The 1,894-nt window shown below is 73.5% G+C and carries 1 protein-coding gene and 1 pseudogene; one reads left to right on the top strand and one right to left on the bottom strand.

Translation table 11 applies throughout. From position 1 onward, the window contains the following. Window positions 1-437 (bottom strand): annotated as a pseudogene (locus tag ACWJ6R_RS35600) (AarF/ABC1/UbiB kinase family protein); the annotation flags it as partial. A gap of 217 nt (window positions 438-654) precedes the next feature. On the opposite strand from ACWJ6R_RS35600, the gene mads6 reads away from it, so the two are divergent. Then, window positions 655-1,894, top strand: a 1,240-nt coding sequence (mads6, locus tag ACWJ6R_RS35595) for a methylation-associated defense system protein kinase MAD6 (protein WP_449066425.1), incomplete at its 3' end; no start/stop codon positions are given.

Genomic DNA, 1,894 nt, shown 5'->3' with positions numbered 1-1,894 from the left:
GGCCGGGCGCTCGGGCCGGGGTCGCGCCCGCGCAGGTAGGGACCGAGGCCGTGCCGGATCAGGATGCGGGTGATCTGCAGGTAGCGCCGCGACCTGGCCATCCGGCGCCGCGCCGCCCGGCCGAGCTCCAGCGGTCCCGGTAGCGAGCCGGGCGGCACCAGCGCCTCCGCGACGACCAGGAACACCAGCCCGGCGAGCAGCGCGCACAGCACCGCCAGGATGAAGAACCACAGCGGGGTGATGCCGGTGTCGGCGGGGTCCACGGTCCCGGCGAACGCCTGCATGATCGGCCCGACGATGGCGATCACCAGCGCCCCGGCCAGCAGCGTGCGGACCGCGCCGAAGCGCAGACCCAGCAGGCGCCGCGCCGCCACCGCGAATCCAGCCAGCATCACCGCGACCGTGGCCGCGAGGCCCACCAGCACCAGGAAGTCCACCGGTCCCCGCCCGTCTTGATCACGATTCCCGGCGGCCAGACTAGCGAGTGGCGGAAATGCAGGTATACAGGCAAGGATGGGAACCTTGTTCCGTCCGGGACGAGGGTTCCGTCCGAGAACGGGTTCCGTTCCGGGCCCGGGTTCCACTCGGGACACGGACTCCACCCGGGATCCGACGTCAGGCCCGGAACGCGGCGAGGAAGGCGGCACGCTCGACATGGCACAGATCGTCGGTGGCGGACGCCCGGTCAACGACGCCGAGCGGCGGGTCATCGCGCATCTGCGGGACAACGCGCCCGGCGACTGGCTGCTCCTGCACAACATCGAGGTGCCGCGCTCCGACGACTCCTTCGAGGTCGATCTGGTCGTGCTGACCGGCCACTCCCTGTGCGTCATCGACGTCAAGGGCACCCGGGGCCGGATCGAGGTGGCCGGGACCCGGTGGTTCCCGGAGCGGCGCAGCGCGTTCGGCTCCCCGGTGAGCAAGCTGCGGGGCAACGGGCGGGCGCTCAAGGGCCTGCTGATGCGGGAGCGCCGGGAGCTGGAGCGCGTCTACGTCGACAGCGTCGTCGTGCTGACCGGTGCCGACGCCGAGCTGGTCGACCCGGCCGGCCGCGACTCCCGGCACGTCACGGACCTGCCGGGGCTGATCGCGACGCTGGGTGACGTCTCCCGGATCCGGCGCGGCTACAGCACCGACACCGGGCCGTACCGGACGGCGATCATCGAGGCGCTGAACGGGAGCGTCCGGCGCTCCACCGCGCCCCCGAGGTTCGGCAACTGGGAGGTGGAGGAGGAGCTCGGCGGGGACGACCGGGTCACCGAGTACCGCGCGGTCAACGCGACGGTGCGCGGCGGCGAGACGGTCCTGCTCCGGGTCTACCGGGCCGACCCGCTGGCCGAGGAGGGGCCGCGGGAGGCCGAGCGGAGACTGATCACCAACGCCTACCAGTCCCTGACCCGGATCCCGCCGCACCCGTGCGTCGTCCGCTCCCGCGACTTCTTCGCCGTCGACGACGAGAGCCGGTTCGTACTGGTCCTCGACGACGTGCACGGCCGCGCGCTCCACCTGCACCTGGGCGCCTCCGGGCGGCACGCGCCGCCCGTCGCGCAGCGGCTCGGCCTGCTGGAGGACATGCTGGACGGCCTGGCCCACGTGCACGCCAACAACGTGGTCCACCGGGCGCTCAGCCCCGCCTGCGTGCTCGTCGCGGAGGACGGGCGCGCGATGCTGACCGGGTTCGACTACGCCAAGCCCGGCCCTCGCGCGCACACCGTGGTCAACGAGCTGCCCAACGTGCTGGACACCCACTACGTGGCCCCCGAGTGCCAGGCCAGGCCGGAGCTGATGACGGCGGCCTCCGACGTCTACGCGGCCGGGGTGATCGCCTTCCGGCTGGTCACCGGCGCGCTGCCGCCCGCGAGCCCGGACGCCGAGCCCGCGCCGGGTGACGCCG

This window comes from Planomonospora algeriensis (assembly GCF_977012225.1).
This window is presented reverse-complemented; position numbering and strand designations above follow the sequence as displayed.